The following is a 23228-nucleotide window of genomic DNA, read 5'->3' as shown; positions in this document are numbered from 1 at the left end:
AGGCAGCTAATCTGTCTCGATATGAAAGGTAAGAGTATGCAACAGAAAGTCGTCAGTATCGGTGATATCAATGTCGCGAATAACCTACCATTTGTTCTATTTGGTGGAATGAATGTGCTGGAATCGCGTGATATGGCAATGAAAGTGTGTGAGCACTATGTCACTGTGACACAAAAATTAGGCATCCCTTATGTTTTTAAAGCCTCTTTTGATAAGGCTAATCGTTCATCTATTAATTCTTACCGTGGTCCTGGTCTTGAAGAAGGTTTGAAAATTTTTCAAGAACTGAAAGATACATTTGGTGTGAAGATCATCACGGATGTACATGAAGCGGCTCAAGCACAACCAGTTTCTGAAGTTGTTGATGTCATTCAATTACCTGCATTTTTAGCTCGCCAAACAGATTTAGTTGCTGCCATGGCAAAAACGGATGCAGTGATTAATATTAAAAAACCACAATTTATTAGCCCAGGCCAAATAGGCAATATCGTTGAAAAGTTCATCGAAGGTGGTAATGATAAAATCATCCTTTGTGATCGTGGCGCAAACTTTGGTTATGATAACTTAGTTGTGGATATGCTTGGTTTTAATGTCATGATGCATGCATCTAAAGGTTGTCCTGTTATATTCGATGTGACCCATTCTTTACAATGTCGTGACCCATTTGGTGCCGCATCTGGTGGTCGTCGCGGCCAAGTGGCTGAGCTCGCAAGAGCAGGTATGGCTGTCGGCTTGGCAGGCTTATTCCTTGAAGCGCATCCAGATCCAGAAAATGCGAGATGTGATGGTCCTTCGGCATTACCTCTTGATAAACTCGAACCTTTCCTTGCGCAAATTCAAGCAATTGATACCTTGGTGAAAAGTTTTCCAGAGTTAGATACTAGCTGTTAATTCAGGTTTATCATGCAACTCACACAAGTAGTTTCCATGTTCGGCGCTGATCTTCAGCGCCGATATGGTGAAAAAATTTATAAAATCACGCTGCACGGTGGTTTTAGTTGTCCTAACCGCGATGGTACGCTTGGCCGCGGTGGCTGTACCTTCTGTAATGTCGCTTCTTTTACTGACGAAAGTCAGTCATCTCAGACGATTACTGAGCAAATTAATAGCCAAATTAATCGTATTTCTCGAGCAAAGCGTTACCTGGCTTATTTCCAAGCCTATACCAGCACCTATGCGGAAGTTCACCTTCTAAAACAACTATATGAAGAAGCTCTAAGGCAAGCTGATATTGTTGGTTTATGTGTTGGAACCCGCCCTGATTGTGTCCCCGATTCGGTTTTATCACTATTAAGCCATTATCGCGAATTGGGTTATGAAATCTGGCTAGAACTTGGTTTACAAAGTGCTCATGATAAAACACTGCATCGTATAAATCGAGGTCATGATTTCGAGGCCTATCAAGCAACAACACAAAAAGCGCGTCGTTTAGGTCTTAAGGTTTGTACCCACTTAATTTGCGGCTTGCCGGGAGAGGATGCTCAAATAAATATGCAAACCTTAGACAAGGTGCTCGAGTGTGGAACTGATGGTATTAAGCTGCATCCATTGCATATTGTGGAGGGCAGTGTAATGGCAAAAAGTTGGCAAGCTGGGCGATTAGAAACGCTTTCATTAGAGGAATATACCGAGATTGCAGGGGAAATGATCCGCCATACACCTTCCGAAATTGTTTATCATCGGATCAGCGCCAGTGCTCGAAAGCCAACCTTATTAGCACCACAATGGTGTGAAAATCATTGGGTAGGAATGAATAATTTATATCAATACTTTTTGCAACATGGTGGGCAGGGTTCTGCACTGCTTTAACATTTACTGGCTTAATACGCATTGCCAAAGGTTTATATGAACATCATTGAAAATGTATTTAGTAAAATTGTTCTTGTAACTATGAGTTTATTCATTTCAATCGGTTGCACAGTATGAAATTGCAGAAATGTATTTTTCGGGACGTGGTGTTGAACGAAATATTCAAAGTTTACAATCTTGGGCTAATGAGATGTATTGTTTTGAATAAATAACAAAATACCGCCACATGAAGTGTCATATGGCGGTATTTTATTTACGATTTTGAATTTTTAGTGTCAATACTGTCTGTTTGTGTTCTTGCGTTATTCATTGCTTCGAGTTCTTCTATTGAACTCTCCATTGAATTATGGAAGCTTAGAACGCCGTCTATAGGTGTCATTCTGGCACGGGCAAGCGTCTTCAATGGTTGGAATGGAATATCACATACTACAATATGGGTGTCTTTACGTACTGCCTCAATAAATTTTTGAAACGCTTCTAAGCCCCCCGCATCAAGAACAGGTACTGCATCCCATTGCATAACAATACTTTCATAGCCCGCACTTTTAACACGAAGTTCATCAAAAATACGCTCCGCAGCTGCAAAGAATAATGGGCCATTAATTCGCACGACTAAGCGTTTTTTTGCTTCATCCGTTTCAGGCAGTTGTGTCGATCGTGTCATATTAGCGATACGACGCATGAATAACAGCGATGCGAGTACAATCCCAACGGTAATGGCAATAACCATATCAAACAGCACTGTGAGCGACATACAAAGTATTAGAATGATGATGTCATCTTTAGGTGCGCGCTTTATTAAATAAACGACTTTACTTGCTGCACTCATATTCCATGCAACAATTAGAAGTAGTGCAGACATGGCGGCTAATGGTAAATATGACAACATGGGTGCTAATACGAGTAGTGTTAATAAAACTAAAATTGAGTGGATAATCGCTGAAATTGGTGAAGTTGCTCCTGCACGTACGTTTGCTGCTGAGCGTGCAATCGCAGCTGTCGCGGTGATCCCACCAAAGAAAGGTGCTGCAATATTACCAATCCCTTGCCCAATAAGTTCACTATTGGAATGATGTTTTTTACCTGTCATATTATCGAGAACAACTGCACACAACAGTGATTCTATTGCGCCAAGTATCGCCATCGAAAATGCGGCAGGCATTAAAGCCGTGATCATCGCCCAGCTAATAGGGGCACTACCAGGTAATTCCCAAGGTAAAATAAATTGCGGTAAAATAGGCGGAATACCACTGCCTTCAGTGCCATCGGGTAATAAGTAGCTAAATTCAGAGCCAATAGTCGCAACTTGCATATCAAATAGTGAAAGTATCCACATTACGAAAGTACCAACAACTAATGCAGGTAAGTGACCCGGTAACTTTAATTTCAATCTAGGCCAAAAAATTAGTACTAGTAGAGTGGATAAGCCAATTAGCGTATCGCTATATTGAAACGTCGGAAAAGTATTCGCAATGGCGATGACTTTATCGACATAGTTCTCGGGGACATGCTCCATTTGCAGACCAAAAAAATCTTTAATTTGCATCGTTGCAATAGTGATAGCAATACCGGAGGTAAATCCGAGAGTTACCGAAACAGGAATATATTCGATAAATTTACCAAATCGAGCAAAACCCATTGCGAGTAAAATAATACCCGACATGAGGGTGGCAACAAGTAACCCACTTAATCCAAATTGCTGCGAAACGGGGTATAAAATCACTACGAATGCGGCTGTCGGTCCCGAAACACTATAACGAGAACCCCCAGATATAGCGATGATAATGCCTGCAATTGCGGCAGTATAAAGGCCATACTGTGGGGGCACTCCGCTGGCAATTGCCAATGCCATTGCGAGTGGTATTGCAATGATACCAACTGTAATTCCAGCAATTAAATCTTTGATAAAACGAGGAAAAGTATATTTTTCCTTCCAACATGAATCAATTAGCGCACTAAAAGGGCGCAATCTATTAATTTTTTTTGTACTCATTGTACCCTACCAAAATAACAGGGTGAAAATAAACGTATAAGAATACGCTTATCGGATTAAAAAAATCTGTTATGTATCAATGAAACCGTAATTATCATAACGTTTTCGGCCACTAAAGTAAAAAAGCGTTATATTCTAAGGTAGGTATTGTTCAATATAGTTAAAGTGTAGTTAATTTGGCAATTTAAGATATTACTTTTTATTTAAAAATTATTTTTTAAATAAAAAACTAAACTATTAAAAGAGATTGATTTTTGCCATATTTTATTCAGTCAGTTTCCTTAACTTTAGTATTTAAATGGCTAAATGGTCTTAACTATAATTGAAAGTAATAGCCATCCCCACAGTAGGACAATAGAAACTAAACAATAATTAAATAGTTTCTTTGTGCCAGACCAACGTTTTTCCATACTGTTAATGGGTTGTTTATTCGGGAAAAGATAAAGAAATGCCTCATCAAAATGGCGGTCGGTACCCTGATGATAGATGAGTTTGAAAAAATGATTATCTAACCATAAGCGATAAATATAGTAGTGATTAATAATAAATAAAGTCGTACCAATAAATAAACTAATTCGATTCGAAAATGAGTAAAGATATAATATAAATTGACACGTAAAAGCGAGTAAAGAGCCTAGCGCGAAATAACGCCAACTTGCTGTTAAAATGATAATCACTTCTCCGTTATTTTTATTTGTTAATAGATTCATGACCTCACTCTCTTCATCTGAAATTGTTCATACCACTGACATAACTGAGACACGGTTGCTGCATTTAAAACAACTTGTGGCCGTGCTTGTTTCACTATTCTGATTGCCTCTTCAATGTTTTTAGCGGTGCTATTATGAACGAGCCAAGCAACAGCAACAGTCGCACTTCGCGAATAACCCAGTTTGCAATGAATATAGACTGTACCACTTTTGACTAACGTATCCATGGTATGTACGGATCGTTCAATATCCTCCGGGCTAAGTGGTAACAAATCTATTTGGGGTTGGCTACAATAATTGAGTCCTTGGCTGTAGAAGTTGCGAGGCCATTCGCAAGTCATATCTAAAACGGCTTTCGCTTGCAAAGGATATAGTGGACGGCCTCCCAAAATAATATCTTTATTGACTACGCTGGGTTGCTTACATTGCTTGGCAAAGTAATGATAGGTGCAAGAAGCGAATAGTCGATATGGTAATAGTAAAATAGTAGCTGAAGGCGATATGGTGCCATCAGGTGTTTTTTGAAAAACGGAGGCGCCGGCACCTAAGTAGCCAAAAGTAACTAATAATAAGGTAATAGCTGGCCATAATAGTAACCAAGCGGCACCTTGAATTAAAAAAGCGAGCACAAAGCAAAGAAGTGAAGCTAAACCATAATTTATACTCATTTTAAGGCTACGTGGGCTACCAGTGTAATGCCATTGCCAACGTGTCTTAGTGGGTAAGAGATAACTAATTAGAATGCCAACAGCGAAGCCTGTAACAATATCAATGAAATGATGCTGCCAAGTGGTGAGCACAGAAATTAAAATCAGGATGGCCCAACTGTGCAGTAACCAACGCCATTGTGTTGGGGTATGAGCACGAAAGCGTAACCAAAGAAGCCATAATAAAATAATGTGTAATGAGGGGGCTTGATTAAACGGCAAATCAAAAAGTTCAAGGCTATCAAACATCCAACCCATAACACCTAGGGTGTCTGGGCGAGGAAAACTGAACTTAAGTGGGAAGAGTAAAAAGCCTATACAGGCGATTAAAGAGGCCAAGATTAAACGTAAGCCATGGATGCATTGTTCACGACGAGTGGTGCAAATAAATAAAGATAACCCATAAAAAAGGTCAATACTCCAATAGGGAATGATCGTCCAAGGCCAAAATGGTATATGGTGCTCCCATGAGTACACAATAGAAGGCACAGTGGCTAAAGTGGCGGTATAAGTATTGACCTGCCCATAAGTGAGGAAGAAAAATGGTGCCAAAAATGCTAGCCATAAAAAACCAAATAGCCAAATTTGGCGACGCGATGACGGTTGTTCTGATATATGAATGGCAGTCATATTTTGGCTCTATTCCTTTAAGTGGAAGCTTTAGTCCTGTTATTCGGTTGTAATGCTATATGTTAAATATTTTCATTGTAGTCTTGTGATTCAGTTACCACAGGATAAATAGGGTTAACTTACTTTATATGCATTGAAATGCTTTCGATAAATTAATAAGTTAATAAAATAGGTTGTTTGGCGAGAAGAATCAACTTATGTAAGTTATGACAAGCACCGATAGAGGCTGCCTGTCATGATGAGTCTTTAGTATGGTTATTAATCAATTAGAATTAACTATTTAGAATTACTTTCAGGATCACGGCGCCTAGCAATAGACACGCTAAATATTCCCCAGTTATCAATAGATTGGTTTAGTTTCTCAAATCCAGCAGCATCAACTAATGCATCCATTTCACCTTGACTACGACAACGCATAACCCAAGCTTGGCCACCTTGATGGCTTGGCAATACTCGTGCAATCATTTCAACTTGAGGATGCCAAGGTTGGCAGGTATAGATAAGTAATCCGCCCGAAGGGATAGCACGAGCTAAACCACTTAATGAAGCTTTAATCAATTCGTTACTTGGAAATAGTTCATATAAACCACTGACAACACCTAAAGTGGGTGCAGGCGTGACAGCGGCTAAATCATCAGCATCAAAGGCATTGCCTTCTTCAAAACGTATTTTATCTTCTAAAAAACGTTCTTTAATATGTAGCCGGCCTTGTTCTACGTTAACAGAGCTGTAATCACGTAGCAAAACAGATTGCACTTTCCCATAATCATTAATTGCATCAAAAATATAACGACCTTGTCCTGCGGCAATATCCATAATATGCACGGGTTTACCACTATCAGTTAAATCACGGATAGCTTGACGGATAATATTTTCAATATTCACTTTCCGCTGGCGAATGCCTTGCCAACCAATACTATTGAGATATTGTCTGTCCATGACTCGGCCAAATAATCCGTTACCTTGTGCCTTATCACGATACACATAATCAAGGGTTGAACCTGAGTCAAAACCCTTATCATAGCCGATACGTATACCTTCCGATGCTTTACCAAGGCTACTCATTGATTTGCTCATTATTTTATAAGCAATATTTTTAGGACACCAATTTGGTAATGGCGCCGTTAATGCACGAAAAGCATCAGCACTTACGCTCCAAGTGTCTTCAAATTGATAATCATGCTGGTAACGAGGGAACTCAAAGAGTTTAGTAATAAAACTACGCATTTTTTCGATCGGAATATGTCGCTCTTTTTCACCTAGGGTATCGTGGTAGAAGCCAGCTAAAACATGTTTCTCTTTGATTGGCGTATTGAGCCTTTCATAAAATTGATGTTGTGGCTTGTGGTGAACGACGTGATCGTTTCCAGAAATAAAGAGTTGAGTTGGTAGCGTTATTGCTCCTGCATCGGCGACAACACGTTCTGCCGTTTTATATAGTTCAAGCAAAATATTGACGGCAATAGGGCGAGTTATTAATGGATCGCGGTTAAATGACTCAATACGTTTTTCATCATGAGTAAGAAATTTAGCTTTGACATAAGAGTTTACGTAAAATAATCCGCGTATTTTTTGCATAAGCCCTAAGCCGCTACGTGCAAATGGGACATAAAGTTTTACTTTAAAAGCGGGTGACGCAAGCACCATCCCTCGGATTTTAGGTGCATAATCGTGAACCCAAGCAGAAACTAAAACCGCCCCAACACTCTGGCCAACAACTATAATATTTTCTAAAGGAATTTGGTATTGTGTTGAAATATAACGGACGAACTCATCTACATCGCTGATTGATGTGCCAAGGGATGGGCTATAACCACGAGGACCGTCATTTTCGCCATGCCCGCGGGCATCCCATGCAAACATGGCATAATCAGGTAAATTCAATTCATCGACTAAATGGGCAATACGACCTGAATGTTCATGGCCACGATGAAATAAAATTATGGCTTTATCTGTAATATCTTCCGTTGCCCAGTAACGGTAAAAAAGTGATGTATGATCACTTGTTTTAAAATGAGATTCAACCACAGGGCGTTGTGTCATATAGTCTGTCTGAAAGTTCATCATTATTCCTTAATGAGTATCCATAGGACGGCCAAGTTCAGCCATAGCACGGTGGATACGGTTATAACAGGTATACAATAACAGCACAGAAATAGCGGCAAAAAGGTAATTAGTCCAATTAGCAAAGGCTATTTGGGGAAAAATGCAGGCTACTAAGCCTAGAGCACCAAAGATAAACGCACGGTCACTTTTACCAATCGGGCCATCATAACGTCGGGAGGCACCAATCGTTTGTGCAAGCACACCAATAAACTCAGTGAGTATGGCTAATAATAGGATAAGTAAAATCCACCAAGATGCATTTGGAAAAAGTAGTGCGAAGGGAAGATACAGGGCAACATCGGAAATAACATCACCGAGCTCATTTAATATAGCACCAAAGTGGCTTTTTTGATTATGTTCACGGGCTAGCATGCCATCAATAGCATTTAGCGCCATACGAATGAATAAGACAAAAGGTAATAAAATAAACAGGCGAGGATTAGGAAAAATAAATAACAAAACACCAATAAAAATAGATAATAACAGCGCAGCAAGCGTTACTTGATTAGCGGTAATACCTGCTTGAAATAGCCTATAAACAATAGGGCGAAGTAGATCCTGAAATTTAGGTTTTAGATCATAAATTGTCATTTAGTTATCCTTACTAATCACCGCAGTTATTCTACAGATTTGTGACATATCAATACGCTATTATCGATTAGCTGCAATAAGACCTATCCTAAGTTAATCTTGGGATGAATTGTCATTTAATTATGAGGTTAATAAAAAAAGATCGGTAACGTAATGATATTAAATCATATTTTAAGAATGCAAATGAACTAAAAGATTAAGCTGAATTAGTTATGATCTGTTCCATGAAATATCAAATATCAATGTCATTTATCTCATTACAAACCTGTAGGATACAGTCACGAAACCATTTATGAGCAAGGTCACTGTGCATCTTTGGATGCCATAATAACGAAATGTTTAATGAAGGAATTGAATAAGGTAATGGAAAACTAAACAGCGATTGTTTTAAAACTTGGTTACGCAAAATATGAGTGAATCTTTTAGGAACAATAGCAATGAGTTGACTTTGGCTCGCTATGGTAATTGCTGTTGAAAACCCAGTGACGTTGAGAATGGCGGGTTTAATTGTGTCAGTAGAAGTGCAAGCACAATTTTCATGGGTTAGTTGATTAAATGGATATTGTCGTTGTACACCGATGAAATCATAGTTATTTAATAATTCTAGCGTTATAGGTTGCTTAACGAGTGGATGCGTAACATTACATACCCCAATGAATACATCACTAAACAGGAAACGGCTTTTGAGTTCTGGATCAGTATTATCAGTAATGACACTAATTTCTGCATCAATATCACCTTGCTTAAGCTGTTGAGTGTGTTTAATTTCTTTACTGATAATTCGAAGAGTCGCATTCGGTGCTTGTTGTCTGATTAATGTTAATAATGCTGAACCGTAGTTTTCCGCAAAACCCGCGGAAGCACGAAGTGTAAATTGTCGAGATAAAACGGCTAAATCAAGCTTATTGGGAACAACAAAGACATATTCAAGTTGATCCATTAGTTGTGATACTTGTGCTCTAATACTTAGGGCATAAGGCGTGAGCACCATTGTTCTACCTGATTTCATCAACAAAGGGTCATTGAGCGATGTACGTAAGCGGTTTAATGCACGGCTCATCGCAGATACACTGAGATTGGAACGCTGCGCTGCTTTTGTTACATTGCATTCTGTTAGTAAAGCATTAAGCATTACTAACAGATTTAAATCGATATTTAGCATATTGGACTCACCACCATATTGTATTAATGCACAATTTTGCACTAAGCCTAGTTGTCAGAATTATTGTCGATATTTTGCTTTGTAACATAGCGCTGATGAAAAAATAATAGATTTAACGCTACAAACATTAAAACTGCACTGATGGCAAAGGTCAATCTAAAACCGGCTACTATATTTTCTTGTGGCATCGCTGCATTCATTGTACCACCTGCGGCAAAAGCAAATAATGTTGCCATTAATGCGGCACCATTAATTAAACCTAAATTACGCGATAAATTAATCACGCCAGCCAGTAATGATTTTTTATTTGAATTAACTCCAAATAGGATTGCAGTATTATTTGCAGCTTGAAATGCGGCATAGCCAGATGTAATCAGCGTAATAAAAAGAAGATATAAGCTAATGGATAAGTGTTGAGCAAAGAGTGCAAATAATGTGAATCCTGACACCATGCAGATGAGTGCATAAAAAATAATCGTGTTTGGATTAAACTTATCAACTAATTTTCCTGCGGGTAATCCTACACAAGCAGCAACTATTGGACCACAAGACATTACAAGCCCCATTTGCCAAGGGGATAATACTAATTTATACAATAAATAAAATGGCCCAACAATTAACGTTGTCATCATTACGGTTGCAACCAGTAGGCTAAGAATTACGCCAATAAATAGAATGGGTTGCTTTAATAATTCAATAGAAATGACAGGGTGAGCTATACGTTTTTCAACAATTACAAATGAAATTACGCTCATCACTGATAGTGCTATTAATAAGAAGCTATAGCTTCCCCAGTTCACGATACTAAAGGTATACAGAATAATCGCTACAGTTAGCAGGGAAAGACCTAGAATATCAATGGGTTTATGTTCAATAGGGTCACTGGCTGGTTTTGGGACAAAACGGATGATGAGGAATAAAGCAATAATAGAAAAAGGAATATTAATTAAAAAGATAGCTTGCCAGCCCCATAAGTTTATTAACAATCCACCTAAAGTAGGACCTGCCGCTGTACCGATAGCCGATAATGAACCTATCAGTCCCATGGCAAATCCGCCTTTATTTTTTGCATTTAATCCTGCAATCATTGCCATGGTAGTATTGATCATACCTGCCGCTGCAACGCCTTGTAGAATACGAAACCCGATCAACCAATTTATTGTTGGTGAAAGTCCACTTAATGTAGAAGCAATGATAAAGAGGCTCAGTGAAAATAATAAAATGGTACGACGATTGATGCGATCGCCAAGGCTACCCGTCAAAATAGCAGCGCTGGTTAGGGTAATTAAATAGGCTACGATAACCCACTGAGCTTGTGAGAATGAGGCGTTAAAAGCTGATATTAGCGAGGGTACCGCAATATTAGTAATGCTAGTACTGAGTGAAGACAGAAATATTGGTAAAGAAAGCGCAATAAGATATCGCTTTAATGAATTAATATTTTGCATATTATATTCGACCCATAGTTTGAATGGTTAAAAACTAAAGGTAGATTAATGCGTTTATGCCATAGTCAGAAGAGGCGTTAACCGAATAGCAGTGTTGCATTAGAGGCTATAGTTGCTATGTGTTTCAATATGATTATTTCTTTCTATTTTTGAGCGCATTCGCTTAAATTGGCTTGGTGTCATTGTGGTCATCTCTTTAAATTTTCGACAAAAAGCACTGTGATCTGCATAAGCGCATTTAATTGATATATCAGTAATAGAATAATCTTCATCTAATAATTCTATCGCATGTTCTAGGCGTTTTTTCTGAATATATTGTTGAGGAGTAATTAAAAAAATAGATTTAAATTGGCGATTTAGTTGTGAAAGTGACAGGCCTGAAATATCGGCAAGTGTTGTGATTTTAATTGCGGTATCAAAATGATGACTAATAAAACGTTCAACTCGGCTAAGTTGGCTATTAAGCTTAGGACTAATAGATTTTACATCTTGCAAATCAACAGAAATTCCCGCAACACCAATCACTTGGTTCCGAGTGTTAAATATAGGTACTTTTGTTGTTAGACACCAACCTAATAATCCTGCTGTATAAAGATGCAATTCAAGTTTATTGATAACACTAATTTTTTTCTGCATTACCAAATAATCTTGTGAACTATAACTTTGACCTAAATCGATATGAAAAATATCCTCGGCGCGTTTACCAATCACATTATTTACGGTGTCAATTTTACAACGTTTAGCAAGGTTTTCATTAGCAAGTAAGTATTTAGCATTATTATCTTTTACAAAAAAAGTCACGTTCGGCAAGGTATTAATTAATGGCATAATCAACCTTAGATGATTAAGAAAATTATTAATATTATCAATAGGGAATAACATATTTTCCTGACTAATCAACAGCAATTTATTTAAGTTAATCATGCCGTGCTCCTGTCCGTTAAACAATTTTTGTTAGTTATCTAAAATATTTTTATATTGTGCAGAAAAGCGCATAAGTTGACTTGAAAGATATCAAGAGTTATTAACAAAAATCAAGCATCTTGTTAACAATTAAATTTTAACAGGGATAATCTAATGCAGAAGCAGTACCGAAAAATAGAAGTTATTGATTCACATACAGCAGGAGAGCCAACGCGTTTAGTTATTAATGGCTTCCCTGAATTGGGTGATTTAAATATGGCTTCTCGTCTAGAAATATTACGCACTCAATATGACCAATGGCGTTGCACCACGATCTTAGAGCCTCGCGGCAATGACATTTTGGTTGGCGCATTATTATGTCGACCACAAAATCCTAAAGCCGCCGCGGGTGTTATTTTTTTTAATAATGAAGGTTATTTAGGGATGTGTGGGCATGGCACGATTGGTTTAATCACGTCATTACATTTTTTAGGTCAGATATCTTATGGCAAACATCTGATTGAAACACCCGTGGGGGATGTTACCGCGCAATTACACCAAGATGGCAGCGTTAGTATTCAAAATGTTTATTCCTACCGTTACCGTAAGGCAGTGCAAATTAATATTCCTGATGTAGGTGTCATTGTTGGAGATATTGCATGGGGAGGTAATTGGTTTTTTCTGGTTGAAAATTCCCCTATCGATATTCACTATCGTGATGCTAAAGCGTTGACTGAGCTGTGTTTAAAAATCAAGCAAGGCCTAGCTTCTCAAGGTATATACGGCAAAGATAACCAAGAAATTGACCATATCGAATTATTTGGCTCACATCCCAACGCCAATAGCCAAAGTTTTGTGCTCTGTCCTGGTGGTGCTTATGACCGTTCACCTTGTGGAACGGGAACTAGTGCCAAGCTTGCATGCCTTGCGGCGGATAAAAAATTGGCGGCGGGCGAAATATGGCATCAAGCCAGCGTTATCGGCAGCCAATTCCAAGCCAGTTACCAACCTTCTGATGAAAATGGCATCATCCCAACTATCCGTGGTACTGCCTATATTAGTGGGCAAAATAGCTTATTAATTGATGAGCAAGATCCATTTCGTTTTGGCATCACGGCCGCGTGAGGTGTCATCATGACTAAAAAATATCCGGTGGTGGTGATTGGTGGTGGCATTATTGGCTTAAGCATTGCGTTATCGGTGCAAGCTGAGGGAACTGATGTCTTATTGGTTGATAAAAATGAGATTGGTTCCGGCGCGTCATTTGGTAACGCAGGGCATATAGCGACCGAACAAGTTTTTCCTATTGCTGATCCCTCTATTTTGAAATCAATTCCCGGTATGCTTTTCGATCCTCTTGGTGCTTTGCGTTTAGATTGGCGATATTTATTACCGCTAACGCCTTGGTTATTGAAATTACTGGGAAATATGCGACATAAACATTTTATGCGCATCCATCGAACATTAGCAATATTCAATAGCGCTTCATTAACCTCATGGCAAGCCTTTGAGCAGAAATGGCAACTAGATGATTTAGTTAAACTAACCGGCTCGTTGTTGGTTGCAGAAAAGCTAAAAACGCTGGATAAATTAAATCAACATGGGGAATACCTCAACAGTATTGGGGTGCAAAATCAATTTCTAACTCAAGAACAGCTATTGGTTCGTGAGCCTGGATTAGCTACCAGTCAACTCGGCGGGCTTTTTTATCCGAATACTGGGCATGTCACGGACTTGACTGCATTACATGCACGGCTAGTACAAGCGTTTCAACAATTAGGTGGAAATGTGCTGACAGGCTGTGAAGTGACCGCCATTAACTCATCATCGAGTGATAAAGCGTTAATCACCACAACACAAGGTGAATTTGATGCACAAAAAGTGGTGATTGCGGGTGGCGCATTTTCTAAATCATTAGTGAAGATGGTTAGCCGTATTAATGTGCCTCTTGAGACGGAACGTGGTTATCACTTGATGCTACCGAAAGAAATCAACAGGCTGACTGTGCCCGTATCTAGCATGGATCGGCGTTTTATTATGACGCCAATGAAGGGTGGATTGCGTCTTGCAGGTACAGTTGAATATGCAGGGTTGACGCGTCCACCTAACATGCAGCGGGCACGCCACTTTATTCCTCTAGCGACGCCGATGCTGAATAAATCATTAAATACCCAACAAAGCAGTGAATGGATGGGGTTTCGTCCGACGACCTCAGATTCATTACCCGTAATCGATAAAAAAGGCCCTTATATTTTTGCTTTTGGGCATCAACATTTGGGACTTACACAAGCTGCTCTCACCGCAGATATTGTCAATAACTTGATCCACGAGCAACCGACAGTGGTCGATTGTTTGCCTTTTACCATCGAAAGATTTCTTTAATTTTGAGGAGAATTCCAATGAATTTTCATGGCATCCTAGTTCCTATCGTTACACCATTTCATGATAATTTGTCATTGAATATTAGTGGGTTAGCTAAATTAACCGAAAAACTTATCGACAGTGGTGTGACAGGTTTAGTGGTTTGTGGAACCACTGGTGAATATTACGCTTTGAATGAAGAGGAGCGTAAAACAGTACTGATGACAGTAAGTAAAGTGGCGAAGGGAAGAGTTACGTTGATAGCGGGGATTAATGATCTATCAACCGAAGGTGCTATAAATCGCGCGGAACAAGCAAAGCAATTAGGTTATGAAGGATTAATGTTATCGCCACCCCCGTATAGCCTACCTGACCAGCAAGGGGTATTTGCCCATTATCAAAAAGTCGCCTCGTCAACATCGCTCCCCATCATTATGTATAACTTTCCTGCGCGTATTGGTATTGAAATTGAATATGACACTGTCGTGAAACTAGCTGAAATTGACAATATTGTGGCCATTAAAGAAAGCAGCGGGGATTTTAGTCGTGCATTACGTCTTCTTCAAACTTCATTTGAGAATTTCGAAGTTATTTGTGGCTGTGATGACCAGCCTGTCGACTTCTTCTTTTGGGGGGCCAGAAGCTGGATCGCTGGATCAGGAAATGTATTTCCTGTAGAGCAAGTGGCTATCTATGAAGCTTCAGTACAAGAAGATTGGGGAAAAGCAAAGCAGATCATGAATGAAATCTATCCTGCAATTTATTCGATGGAATCAGGTAATTATAATCAAAAAGCGAAAGCCGGCTGTTTTAAAAGTGCATTTAAGGTTGGACCCGTTCGATTACCATTAACTAATATTTCTGACTCTGAACGAGATGAGTTCCTTTCTCTTATCACGATAGAAGGGAAATAATAATGAAAATAAGTAAAGAGCAGGTATTTGAACGTGCTAAAAAAGGGAAATTATGGGCGGGTAATTTAATTGAAGATTATCAAAGTAACGCAGCAAAATTAGAGAATCGAACACCTATCGATAACAGTGTGATTGGTTATATTGCTGATGGAAGTGTGAGCGATATCGATGCTGCCGTTAGTCTTGCTCGCTCAACATTTAAAGCGGGTAACTGGCGTGGGTTATCTCCTCAGCAACGAAAACAAGTTATGTTACGGTGGGCGCAATTGGTTGAAGAACACAGTGAAGAGCTTGCTGCACTTGATTGTATCGATGCAGGTAAGCCAATTACCGAATGTTTGAACACTGATTTACCCGCTACCATTGAAACTTTTTATTGGTATGCAGAAGCGGTAGATAAATTATTTGGTAAGGTCGCTCCGACGAGTCAACAAGAGTTGGGTTTGATTGTACATGAGCCGATTGGCGTCGTCGGCGCTGTATTGCCTTGGAATTTTCCTGCTCAGATGTTTGCTTGGAAAGTTGCACCGGCGTTAGCGGTAGGTAATTCCGTGATTGTAAAACCCGCAGAATTAACGTCATTAAGCGCTTATCGCTTAGTGGAACTTGCTTATGAAGCGGGCGTACCTAAAGGTGCGTTGAGTTTAGTGTGTGGATTAGGTGAAAAAGTTGGGGAGGCGCTTGGCCGACATAGTGATGTAGATATGGTCTCTTTTACCGGTTCAACTGAGGTAGGGCGCTTATTTTTAAAATATTCGGCAGAAAGTAACTTAAAGGAAATCGTTCTTGAGTGTGGTGGAAAAAGTCCGCAAGTAGTGTTCGAAGATGCTGACATCGATGCTGCTATTCCTCATATTATGGCTGCTGCGTTTTGGAATATGAGTGAGAATTGCAGTTGTGGTTCGCGGCTTATTGTGCATGAACGGATTAAGCCATTATTACTCGAAAAACTGATTGCAGCGGCCGCATTATGGAAAGTAGGCAATCCGATGGATGCTGATGTTTCTATCGGTCCCATGGTAGAAGAAGCGCATTTTGAAAAAGTTAAATCATTTTTAGCGCTCACAATTAAAGAAGGCGGGCATCTTGTTACTGGGGGTAAAATACACAGTGAAATAGGTGCTGGTTGGTATATTGAACCAACAATTTTTGATGATATTACACCACAGATGTCGCTCTTTAAGCAGGAAGTTTTCGGACCTATTTTAGCCGTTACCTCTTTTAATACAGATGAAGAAGCGGTCGCATTGGCTAATGATACTCAATATGGGCTTGCGGCCTCTTTTTATAGTCAAAATATCCATCGTGTGATGAATATTGCACGGCAGATCAATGCGGGCACTATTTCTATTAATGGATTTAGTGAAGGAAATATTACCACACCGTTTGGCGGTTTTCGTCAATCAGGTTTTGGGGGGAAAGACAACGGAATTGAGGCATTTGAACAATACACCCAAACTAAAGTTATCTGGTTTATCAATCATTAAATCACAATAACCTGAGCCAATATTGGCTCAGGTTTTTTTTACCCTACAAACATAAAACATATTATTACAATAACGAAGGAGTATTCATATGGAAGCCATCGTAAATACCATCGTTGGTTACATCTGGGGTAATGCATTAGTGATATTATCGCTGGGTGTTGGGCTTTATTTTACGCTGCTCACGCGTGGTGTGCAATTTCGCTACTTAATCAAAATGGTTTGCTTACTAAAAGAAAATAAAGCCTCTAAAGAAGGGATATCATCATTCCAAGCATTTTGCCTTGCACTATCTGGTCGTGTTGGCGTAGGTAATATTGCCGGTGTTGCTACTGCAATCGCAGCGGGAGGGCCGGGAGCTATATTTTGGATGGTAGTCATGGGGCTATTGGGCGGTGCGAGTGCATTTATCGAATCCACATTAGCGCAAATTTATAAGCAGCGTTCTGATGGGCAGTATCGTGGTGGTTCTCCTTATTACATTGAAAAGGGCTTAAAATTAAAACCATTTGCGATTATGGTCGCGGTAGTGATTTGTTTATCTTATGGTGTATTAGTGCCGGGTATTCAAGCAAATACTATTGCGGATTCATTCCAAACTTCATTTAATATTCCCCCGATGGTGACTGGTGCGATTGTTACCGTATTAATGGCATGGCTAATTTTTGGCGGTGTCAAACGTATTGCTAGTGCTGCCGATAAAATTGTACCGTTGATGGCTATCGCTTATATCATCATGATGGTCATTATTTTAGGGAGTCACTTCGAAAAAGTGCCAGCGATGTTCAGCTTAATATTCCGTAGTGCATTGGGAATGGATGCGGTATTTGGTGGAATTATCGGTACTGCGGTTTCGTGGGGGGTACGCCGCGCCGTATTTTCGAATGTTGCAGGTGCCGGCGAGGCAACATTTAGCTCAGCGGCAGCCGAAGTTAGCCATCCCGTAAAACAGGGCCTTATCCAAGCATTTTCTATTTATATTGATACTGTTGTGGTATGTACTGCATCAGGTTTGATGATTTTAGTGACCAATATGTACAATGTATTCCCTGATGGCTCTGCAACGGCGTTAGTTGAATATGTCCCTGGTGTCGCGGCTGGTACAGCTTGGACTCAAATGGCCGTATCAACGGTATTTACCTCCGCGGGATCGGGGTTTGTCTCGATAGCTGTGTTCTTATTTGCATTCACCACTTTGATGGCTTACTACTATATAGCAGAAACGACCATAGTTTATCTCGACCGCAAGCTCTCTTATCCAGTCTTAAAATTGATACTAAAATTTGTTTTTTTAGGGATTGTTTTTATGGGAAGTGTGCAATCCGTTAGTATCATGTGGGGGCTGGGTGATATTGGTTTTGGTAGTATGAGCTATTTAAACTTGGTCGCAATTGTCTTTTTATCTAAGCCAGCGCTTAGGGCTCTTAGAGATTACGAAAGGCAGGAAAAACTTGGGGTTGACCCAGTGTTTGATCCTAAAGTTGCTGGTGTTGAAAATGCAGAGCTTTGGGAAGACATCAGTCGTGAATATCATGCGAAAGGTTATGGTGTTATTCAAACAGAAATTAAAACTGAAAGCAGACTGACTAAGGAAGAGTTAATTGAAAAGTAGATATAAAAAATTTGCTTAAAAATGGCGGTGAGAGAGGGGTTCGAACCCTCGATACGTTCGCACGTATACACACTTTCCAGGCGTGCTCCTTCAGCCTCTCGGACACCTCACCGTATTTTTAATGCTGTCGTTACATTATAAGATATAAAAAACTACTTTATAAACTTGCACTGCAACGGGGCGCTACTATAGGGAAAATAGCGCCTTACGTCAACTCCCTATTGCTTATTATTCTTGTTTTTGTGGTTGTTTAGTTAAATAAAAATCAATTTGATTATTATCTATTCGACGAAGTTAGTTTCTAATTTTATTTAATTATTATTTGTTAATTTAAACTGCAAGGTATTATTGCAAAATTCGTTATCTACTTAACAAAATACTGATCGGGTGCAATCTAGATGGTTGTATTGACTTGAAAATAAACTCCTTTACGCACACTCTGTTAGAAACCCAAGAGGAGTTGCCATGAATATTTTATTTTACCACCCATTTTTTGATGCGAAGCAATGGATTGAGGGGATGCGGGTAAGATTACCGCAAGCCAATATTCGTCAGTGGGAAAAAGGGGATAACCAACATGCTGATTACGCGATGGTTTGGTTGCCACCATATGAGTGTTTAGCTGGTAGAAAAGATCTGAAGGGTATTTTTGCATTAGGTGCCGGTGTTGACGCAATCTTAAAACAAGAACAAGACAATCCAGGAACTTTACCCGCAGGTGTTCCACTGATGCGCCTTGAAGATACCGGTATGGCCATTCAAATGGAAGAATATGCAATGGCTAAAGTATTATCTTATTTTCGTCGAATGGATGAGTATCGCCAACTACAATCTCAGCGTCAGTGGAAACCATTACCCGCTTACCAACACGAAGAATTTGTGGTGGGAATTATGGGGGCAGGAGCACTAGGGCAAGCCGTGGCTAAGCGTTTAATTAGTTTTGGTTTTCATGTTAGAACTTGGAGTCGCTCTGAAAAGCACATTGATAATGTGAAAAGTTATTATGGTAAAGACCAACTGCCGAGTTTTCTTTCTGGTACGCGAGTGATTATTAACTTGTTACCGAGCACTCCAGAGACGGTGGGTATCTTGAATCAGCAACTGTTCAGCCAGTTACAGCCAAATTCGTATATCATCAATCTTGCTCGAGGCGCTCATCTTATTGAACAAGATTTGTTATCCGCTCTTGAAATAGGGCAAGTGGCTGGAGCCTCTCTTGATGTTTTTGCTAATGAACCTTTGTCACAAATGCATCCATTTTGGACCCATCCACGTATCGCGATAACTCCTCATGTTGCAGCGTTTACTAAACCATTAGAAGCGATGGATATGATAGCGAGTAATATTAAACGTATCGAAGCAGGGCAAACGCCTGAAGGTATCGTTGATTTAATTCGAGGATACTAATATCCCATTATGTTTCACGTTGTAGCACTATTCACTAGCTGCAACGTGAGCGCTTTAAGCGTAAAGCCAAATCTTTACGCTTTTTTAATCACCCCCCTGTCTTAATCTTAGGTTATGGGTGGTTTAGCCGACTTTTAAGGTATACTAATTTTAAAGCGTAATCATTTTAGCGAAGTGATTACATAGTAACCGAAAAAGGAACCGGTAAATGAATGAATTCTCAATTGTCTGTCGTATCTTAGGCACACTGTTTCAACGCTCACCAGACGATGTGCTGGTAAAACCATTACTCGATTTAATTGCACAAGACAAACTAAAGGCATCTTGGCCAATTGAACAAGATGAGCTTTGGGCGAGAATGGCAACATCTGTTGATATCAATGCGATTACCAAGGACTATCAAGGAATGTTTGGTGGCACTGAGCCTGCGGTATCTATGCGTGCTAATGATTATGATGCTGAAATTACTGAGCCTGAAATTCGTGAATTTTTGACATTAAGAGCTATGCCATTAACCGATTCTCATACAGATTCATTCGGTGCTTTACTTCTTGCGGCATCTTGGCTTGAAGATCAAGCAGCAGAAGATGAAACTGCGGCGCAAGAAGAGTTGTTTGATAGTTATATTTTGAGTTGGAGTGGGACATTTTTAGGTAAAGTTGAAGCGCATGCTACAACTGTTTTTTATCGCACACTAGCTCAAATTGCCCGTGATGCTGTGATTGTATTACGTGATGAATTAGATTCAGAGTAAATGAGAATAAGGATATTTTAAAATATTTTATTGGTAGACTCAGTTAATTGTGATGTAAAAAACGCCACTTAGCCTATTGCTACATTATTGTCTCACAAGCCCACATTCAAATTGTGGGTTTTTTGTTGCAACAAATCGAATCAGGGAGTACTTTGCAACTATCTATCTTATAAATATTAATGAATTATGGTTACTCGGATTTTATATTTACTTTGCATAGCATTGATGGTTTTGTTTGCATTTGTATTGGGTATGTCAGTTAATTTAAATTTTAAACCCAGTGTTATTGATGGCGCAAAGTTAGCGGTATCTAACTTTATGTATTTGCCTCAAGCATCTGAATTTAGAGAAGTTAAATTATATGTATCCAGAACTAAGACAGTTCACAAAGAGGTGGGTAATGTTTGTGGTGAGGTATATGCATTTAAAAATGACGTACCTTATAAGTACAAAAGATTTATTGTTCAAGCCGCTAAGGACAACAAAGGCAACTATATATACTCATTTCCACTTTTTGACTTCGAGGGTGAGATGATATCGGAAGAAGAGTTCCAAAAAATATGGGAACAACGCTGCGCTGAATAAATTATAAAGCTGGAGCCAGTACTTTTAACCGATTGAGTATCCTATTATTGTTTTTCTCTTTTTATCGTTTAATTATTCAAAATTGATAAATAATTTTAATTAAATAAAGAAGGCAACAAGTTTGTTTGTTGCCTTAAATGCTTTTATCAATCAAATTAATTCATGGTCTGAGTTAATCAACTAATGGGATTATTAATTTTCCCGGCTTTATCTCAAGCCCTTTGGCTAATTTTTTTGCTGTTGCCTCAGCGGCACCATTATTAGCATCTAATACATAAACTGGTTGAGTTTCAAAGAAAGTTTCAAGAGAGCTATTTAAGTAAGGAATAATGGCAGAAATTGCGGTATCCATATTTTCAGGGATCACTTTATATTTACTGATATTTAGTTCTTTTAAATAAATAGAGCCTGTTTTTGCATCAAAAATAGGGCGAGCGGTTAATGTTAACTCAATTTTGGCGTCAGCTTTACCAATTAATGAATCCAGCTTTACAGTAGCTTCCCCCGTTAAAGCAACTTTACCAGGTTCACTACGACCAATTTCGGATTTTAAATTCGCGAGTTGTATATCTGCATCTGCAAAGCCTGAAATACCGACTTTATGCTCATATTTAACTTTATTGGCTAGGTAGCTATTAATTTGTGATTCATTAATACTAAATTCTGATAATTGGCTACAACCTGCGAGGAGGGCAACGAGCCCCAATATGGTCGCTAATAAAAACTTTTTCATAAAGACTCCTTAGACAGTAATTCTGCTAGTTTAGCTTATTACTGTCCACTCAACATGGCTGTTTCTATTTTTTTGCGATTAAATTGCTTATGCAGCGCCCATAAAGTAATAAAACCGATAATACCGAGTAGGAACCAAGGCAATTGTGGTACTCCCCATTGATGCCCAATATCATACATCCAGCCACCGCCGGTATAACCTACGGCGCCACCAAGGGCGAGTCCTAGGCGACTAAAGCCCATGTAGCTTCCTCGAGCTCTAGGATTTGCCAAAGAGGCACTCAGTGTTTCACGTGCAGGGTCAGCAGTTACCGTTCCCAAATAAAATAAACAAATCAGGCCGAATAAGGTATTCAATGAAGTGGTCATTCCAATGGGGAACATGCTTAGGCTCATTAGAAATAGCCCTGCCATCAAACGCTGTTCTAAGCGAAAATGTTTTTCGCTCCAACGCGCAATAGGATAAAGCAGTGTTAATGAAATAGCGGCTTCAATCGCATACATCCATTTAACGGCCGTTGGCGTTCCTGCAAGTTCGTTAACGACAATAGGAAACATCAACATCACTTGCACCGAAAGCATAAAGTAACCCGCTAATGTTACGACATAGGTGACAAAGCGTTTATCTTTAAGAACGCGGCCCATGCCTTCTTTTATCGGGGTTCTGACTGTTGAAATACGATAAGCAGGTAGCAACCATGCATTACAAATTGCGGCGATGATAAAGACAGCAGCACCAGCCCAACAAACATAGTGGAAGTCATACTGTAATAGCCAACTACCAATTAAGGCACCAATGACAGCGCCTGCGCTATCTTGCATTAACAGTAATGAATAGAAACGACCCCGTTCATAAGGTCGCGTTAATTTAATGACCAGCGCAGTCCTTGGTGGATCGAACAAGGTACCACCGAGGGCAGAAAGCACGCAGGATAGCCATAAAACCCAAGGGTCATGAGCGACGGCCATGACTGCGAAACCGCTAGCTCGCAGTAGCATACCAATAACAATCATTGGTTTAGCACCAAAACGGTCGGCGATAGCACCCCCGAAAATACCCAATCCTTGTTGAACAAATTGTCTCAGCCCCAAAGCGAAACCAACAACAACCGCAGCCCAACCAAGTTGATCAACAAAGCGAATTGAGATTAAAGGAAACACCACAAAAAAGCCTAGTACAACTAACATGTTGTCTAGTAATAAAAAATATTTACCCAGGCTTCTTGCCCGTGACACCTGCGCCATGACACACCATTAGAAAAATAGCAAAGAGGGAAGGATTCTTAATGTTTCTTATTAATAATATCAGTAGAATATAGA

At 39.4% G+C, this 23228-nt stretch carries 20 protein-coding genes and 1 tRNA gene; 10 read left to right on the top strand and 11 right to left on the bottom strand.

Going from position 1 to position 23228, the window contains the following annotated elements; genetic code table 11:
- Positions 1-36 precede the first annotated feature (36 nt).
- Both kdsA and ACTH6U_RS14895 read left to right on the top strand, forming a co-directional pair.
- Positions 37-891 (top strand): 3-deoxy-8-phosphooctulonate synthase, encoded by an 855-nt coding sequence (kdsA, locus tag ACTH6U_RS14900; protein WP_441832523.1) that lies wholly within the window; start codon positions 37-39, stop codon positions 889-891.
- A gap of 12 nt (positions 892-903) precedes the next feature.
- Entirely contained in the window at positions 904-1809 is a 906-nt protein-coding gene (locus tag ACTH6U_RS14895; RefSeq protein ID WP_441832522.1) for a TIGR01212 family radical SAM protein, read from the top strand.
- Between the two features lie 253 nt (positions 1810-2062).
- On the opposite strand, the gene dauA is transcribed toward ACTH6U_RS14895, so the two are convergent.
- From dauA to ACTH6U_RS14855, 8 genes are all read right to left on the bottom strand, one after another.
- Positions 2063-3802: a C4-dicarboxylic acid transporter DauA gene (dauA, locus tag ACTH6U_RS14890; protein WP_294103371.1), complete on the bottom strand. Its 1740-nt coding sequence runs from the start codon at positions 3800-3802 to the stop codon at positions 2063-2065.
- A gap of 302 nt (positions 3803-4104) precedes the next feature.
- Positions 4105-4512: a hypothetical protein gene (locus ACTH6U_RS14885; protein WP_441832521.1), complete on the bottom strand. Its 408-nt coding sequence runs from the start codon at positions 4510-4512 to the stop codon at positions 4105-4107.
- On the bottom strand, positions 4509-5849 hold the full coding sequence (locus ACTH6U_RS14880) for a phosphatase PAP2/dual specificity phosphatase family protein (RefSeq protein WP_441832520.1): 1341 nt from the start codon (positions 5847-5849) through the stop codon (positions 4509-4511). The genes ACTH6U_RS14885 and ACTH6U_RS14880 overlap by 4 nt, the downstream gene beginning before the upstream one ends.
- Positions 5850-6125: 276 nt before the next feature.
- Complete coding sequence (locus ACTH6U_RS14875; protein ID WP_441832519.1) at positions 6126-7913, bottom strand: bifunctional alpha/beta hydrolase/class I SAM-dependent methyltransferase; 1788 nt, start codon at positions 7911-7913, stop codon at positions 6126-6128.
- 9 nt (positions 7914-7922) lie between these two features.
- On the bottom strand, positions 7923-8546 hold the full coding sequence (locus ACTH6U_RS14870) for a CDP-alcohol phosphatidyltransferase family protein (protein WP_294103378.1): 624 nt from the start codon (positions 8544-8546) through the stop codon (positions 7923-7925).
- Positions 8547-8778: 232 nt separating this feature from the next.
- Positions 8779-9708, bottom strand: a complete 930-nt coding sequence (locus ACTH6U_RS14865; RefSeq protein WP_441832518.1) for a LysR family transcriptional regulator — start codon at positions 9706-9708, stop codon at positions 8779-8781.
- 47 nt (positions 9709-9755) lie between these two features.
- Entirely contained in the window at positions 9756-11156 is a 1401-nt protein-coding gene (locus ACTH6U_RS14860) for an MFS transporter (RefSeq protein ID WP_441832517.1), read from the bottom strand.
- A 99-nt stretch (positions 11157-11255) separates the two neighbouring features.
- Positions 11256-12080: a helix-turn-helix domain-containing protein gene (locus ACTH6U_RS14855; RefSeq protein ID WP_441832516.1), complete on the bottom strand. Its 825-nt coding sequence runs from the start codon at positions 12078-12080 to the stop codon at positions 11256-11258.
- 153 nt (positions 12081-12233) lie between these two features.
- Between ACTH6U_RS14855 and ACTH6U_RS14850 the strand changes: the two genes are divergently transcribed.
- From ACTH6U_RS14850 to ACTH6U_RS14830, 5 genes are all read left to right on the top strand, one after another.
- Positions 12234-13184 (top strand): proline racemase family protein, encoded by a 951-nt coding sequence (locus ACTH6U_RS14850; RefSeq protein ID WP_441832515.1) that lies wholly within the window; start codon positions 12234-12236, stop codon positions 13182-13184.
- Between the two features lie 9 nt (positions 13185-13193).
- Complete coding sequence (locus ACTH6U_RS14845; RefSeq protein ID WP_441832514.1) at positions 13194-14441, top strand: NAD(P)/FAD-dependent oxidoreductase; 1248 nt, start codon at positions 13194-13196, stop codon at positions 14439-14441.
- 17 nt (positions 14442-14458) lie between these two features.
- Entirely contained in the window at positions 14459-15334 is an 876-nt protein-coding gene (gene dapA / locus ACTH6U_RS14840; protein ID WP_441832513.1) for a 4-hydroxy-tetrahydrodipicolinate synthase, read from the top strand.
- Positions 15335-15336: 2 nt separating this feature from the next.
- Positions 15337-16821 carry an aldehyde dehydrogenase gene (locus tag ACTH6U_RS14835; RefSeq protein ID WP_294103388.1) on the top strand — a complete coding sequence of 495 codons (1485 nt, stop codon included), beginning with the start codon at positions 15337-15339 and terminating at the stop codon, positions 16819-16821.
- An 88-nt stretch (positions 16822-16909) separates the two neighbouring features.
- A complete protein-coding gene (locus ACTH6U_RS14830) occupies positions 16910-18430 on the top strand; it encodes an alanine/glycine:cation symporter family protein (RefSeq protein ID WP_294103389.1) in 1521 nt (506 codons plus the stop codon).
- Positions 18431-18452: 22 nt separating this feature from the next.
- On the opposite strand, the gene ACTH6U_RS14825 is transcribed toward ACTH6U_RS14830, so the two are convergent.
- Positions 18453-18542, bottom strand: a tRNA-Ser gene (locus tag ACTH6U_RS14825).
- Between the two features lie 353 nt (positions 18543-18895).
- Here ACTH6U_RS14825 and ghrA point away from each other — a divergent pair.
- The 3 genes from ghrA (at position 18896) to ACTH6U_RS14810 (ending at position 21176) form a co-directional block, all read left to right on the top strand.
- Positions 18896-19837, top strand: coding sequence for a glyoxylate/hydroxypyruvate reductase GhrA (gene ghrA / locus ACTH6U_RS14820; RefSeq protein WP_294103391.1), 942 nt, complete (start codon positions 18896-18898; stop codon positions 19835-19837).
- 208 nt (positions 19838-20045) lie between these two features.
- Complete coding sequence (locus ACTH6U_RS14815) at positions 20046-20591, top strand: TorD/DmsD family molecular chaperone (protein ID WP_294103395.1); 546 nt, start codon at positions 20046-20048, stop codon at positions 20589-20591.
- Positions 20592-20843: 252 nt separating this feature from the next.
- Positions 20844-21176, top strand: coding sequence for a hypothetical protein (locus ACTH6U_RS14810; protein WP_294351265.1), 333 nt, complete (start codon positions 20844-20846; stop codon positions 21174-21176).
- A gap of 172 nt (positions 21177-21348) precedes the next feature.
- Here ACTH6U_RS14810 and ACTH6U_RS14805 read toward each other — a convergent pair whose 3' ends face one another.
- Positions 21349-21909, bottom strand: a complete 561-nt coding sequence (locus ACTH6U_RS14805) for a lipoprotein (protein WP_434718870.1) — start codon at positions 21907-21909, stop codon at positions 21349-21351.
- Positions 21910-21947: 38 nt separating this feature from the next.
- Positions 21948-23153, bottom strand: coding sequence for a multidrug efflux MFS transporter MdtH (gene mdtH, locus ACTH6U_RS14800; protein WP_294103402.1), 1206 nt, complete (start codon positions 23151-23153; stop codon positions 21948-21950).
- Positions 23154-23228 lie beyond the last annotated feature (75 nt).

The sequence above is a fragment of the Providencia sp. genome (assembly GCF_052096715.1).
Lineage (GTDB): Bacteria > Pseudomonadota > Gammaproteobacteria > Enterobacterales > Enterobacteriaceae > Providencia.
Note: the sequence above shows the minus strand (reverse complement) of the source record. Positions and strands in the feature narration are given on the sequence as shown.

Excerpts from the sequence above, each read along its gene's own strand:
- kdsA (WP_441832523.1), top strand. The coding sequence starts at position 37 with ATGCAACAGAAAGTCGTCAGTATCGGTGATATCAATGTCGCGAATAAC.
- ACTH6U_RS14895 (WP_441832522.1), top strand. The coding sequence starts at position 904 with ATGCAACTCACACAAGTAGTTTCCATGTTCGGCGCTGATCTTCAGCGC.
- dauA (WP_294103371.1), bottom strand. The coding sequence starts at position 3,802 with ATGAGTACAAAAAAAATTAATAGATTGCGCCCTTTTAGTGCGCTAATT.
- ACTH6U_RS14885 (WP_441832521.1), bottom strand. The coding sequence starts at position 4,512 with ATGAATCTATTAACAAATAAAAATAACGGAGAAGTGATTATCATTTTA.
- ACTH6U_RS14880 (WP_441832520.1), bottom strand. The coding sequence starts at position 5,849 with ATGACTGCCATTCATATATCAGAACAACCGTCATCGCGTCGCCAAATT.
- ACTH6U_RS14875 (WP_441832519.1), bottom strand. The coding sequence starts at position 7,913 with ATGAACTTTCAGACAGACTATATGACACAACGCCCTGTGGTTGAATCT.
- ACTH6U_RS14870 (WP_294103378.1), bottom strand. The coding sequence starts at position 8,546 with ATGACAATTTATGATCTAAAACCTAAATTTCAGGATCTACTTCGCCCT.
- ACTH6U_RS14865 (WP_441832518.1), bottom strand. The coding sequence starts at position 9,708 with ATGCTAAATATCGATTTAAATCTGTTAGTAATGCTTAATGCTTTACTA.
- ACTH6U_RS14860 (WP_441832517.1), bottom strand. The coding sequence starts at position 11,156 with ATGCAAAATATTAATTCATTAAAGCGATATCTTATTGCGCTTTCTTTA.
- ACTH6U_RS14855 (WP_441832516.1), bottom strand. The coding sequence starts at position 12,080 with ATGATTAACTTAAATAAATTGCTGTTGATTAGTCAGGAAAATATGTTA.
- ACTH6U_RS14850 (WP_441832515.1), top strand. The coding sequence starts at position 12,234 with ATGCAGAAGCAGTACCGAAAAATAGAAGTTATTGATTCACATACAGCA.
- ACTH6U_RS14845 (WP_441832514.1), top strand. The coding sequence starts at position 13,194 with ATGACTAAAAAATATCCGGTGGTGGTGATTGGTGGTGGCATTATTGGC.
- dapA (WP_441832513.1), top strand. The coding sequence starts at position 14,459 with ATGAATTTTCATGGCATCCTAGTTCCTATCGTTACACCATTTCATGAT.
- ACTH6U_RS14835 (WP_294103388.1), top strand. The coding sequence starts at position 15,337 with ATGAAAATAAGTAAAGAGCAGGTATTTGAACGTGCTAAAAAAGGGAAA.
- ACTH6U_RS14830 (WP_294103389.1), top strand. The coding sequence starts at position 16,910 with ATGGAAGCCATCGTAAATACCATCGTTGGTTACATCTGGGGTAATGCA.
- ghrA (WP_294103391.1), top strand. The coding sequence starts at position 18,896 with ATGAATATTTTATTTTACCACCCATTTTTTGATGCGAAGCAATGGATT.
- ACTH6U_RS14815 (WP_294103395.1), top strand. The coding sequence starts at position 20,046 with ATGAATGAATTCTCAATTGTCTGTCGTATCTTAGGCACACTGTTTCAA.
- ACTH6U_RS14810 (WP_294351265.1), top strand. The coding sequence starts at position 20,844 with ATGTCAGTTAATTTAAATTTTAAACCCAGTGTTATTGATGGCGCAAAG.
- ACTH6U_RS14805 (WP_434718870.1), bottom strand. The coding sequence starts at position 21,909 with ATGAAAAAGTTTTTATTAGCGACCATATTGGGGCTCGTTGCCCTCCTC.
- mdtH (WP_294103402.1), bottom strand. The coding sequence starts at position 23,153 with ATGGCGCAGGTGTCACGGGCAAGAAGCCTGGGTAAATATTTTTTATTA.